This window comes from Parasphingorhabdus sp. (genome assembly GCF_036964565.1).
Classification (GTDB): domain Bacteria; phylum Pseudomonadota; class Alphaproteobacteria; order Sphingomonadales; family Sphingomonadaceae; genus Parasphingorhabdus.
Genome location: NZ_JBALTN010000030.1, coordinates 1 through 1,214, shown reverse-complemented (window position 1 = coordinate 1,214; position 1,214 = coordinate 1). Strand labels below are relative to the sequence as shown.

Below are 1,214 nucleotides of genomic sequence, written 5' to 3'. Positions count from 1 at the left end.
CTGGGGATAACAGGCTGATGATGCCCAAGAGTCCATATCGACGGCATCGTTTGGCACCTCGATGTCGGCTCATCTCATCCTGGGGCTGGAGCAGGTCCCAAGGGTATGGCTGTTCGCCATTTAAAGAGGTACGTGAGCTGGGTTTAGAACGTCGTGAGACAGTTCGGTCCCTATCTGCCGTGGGTGTTGGAGACTTGAGAGGAGCTGCCCCTAGTACGAGAGGACCGGGGTGGACGTTCCACTGGTGGACCAGTTGTCGTGCCAACGGCAGTGCTGGGTAGCTATGAACGGACAGGATAACCGCTGAAGGCATCTAAGCGGGAAGCCCCCCTCGAAACAAGGTCTCCCTTGAGAGCCGTGGAAGACCACCACGTCGATAGGCCGGAGATGTAAGCGCAGCAATGCGTTCAGTTGACCGGTACTAATGGCTCGATTGGCTTGATCTGATCCGGAAGAAGACAGACTTCCCGCGCCCGAAAGGCGCAGGAAAAGCCTTCCTCCCAGAAACATCCTTGGACAACATCTTCCTCGATGGGGAAGGCGCCGATCGTCTCTTTCCCGGTCTGGTGGCCAAAGCACGAGCAAAACACCCGATCCCATCCCGAACTCGGCCGTTAAGTGCCGTCGCGCCAATGGTACTGCGTCTCAAGACGTGGGAGAGTAGGTCACCGCCAGACCTGGAAAGAGACGACAGATTCTCTGACATGAAAGGCAGCGCAGGCCAGGACCCGCGCGCCCAACCCAGGGGCCCGAGCAGCCCGCCAGAAAAAGCTCAAACCGGCGCGGGGTAGAGCAGCCCGGTAGCTCGTCAGGCTCATAACCTGAAGGTCGTAGGTTCAAATCCTACCCCCGCAACCAAAAAATAACGTGATATCAGATAGATAAGCAGATGGTATTTTGATACCACCGGCCGATCACGCACTTACATCAACGCCACATCAACACCGGACACCAAAAACTGTACCGACACGCATTGGCCGGCATTCGCACGTAGCGGCAGGTGCCCTACTGACGTGGAAATGGAACCGGCAGCGTTCAGGCCGGACGGTTACACTGTTCAACGCGATCGGTTCGCCGCAATCCCGGATTGGCCTTGACCTAGGTTTCATCAGGTTCGTCCGCGATACGTAGCAGAATCCTGTAGACGTCTTCAATTTCTGTCTGAAGGTCTTGGCGACCGATCAGATCGCCATCGCCGAGTGCCAATATTCTGG

General features: G+C 56.7%; 1 tRNA gene and 2 rRNA genes. All 3 read left to right on the top strand.

The window, feature by feature from the left end:
- A 23S ribosomal RNA gene (locus tag V7650_RS18075) occupies positions 1 to 446 on the top strand; the annotation flags it as partial.
- 116 nt (positions 447 to 562) lie between these two features.
- Positions 563 to 677: ribosomal RNA gene (gene rrf, locus V7650_RS18070) — 5S ribosomal RNA — on the top strand.
- 104 nt (positions 678 to 781) lie between these two features.
- A tRNA-Met gene (locus V7650_RS18065) sits at positions 782 to 858 on the top strand.
- The last annotated feature ends 356 nt before the right edge of the window (positions 859 to 1,214 follow it).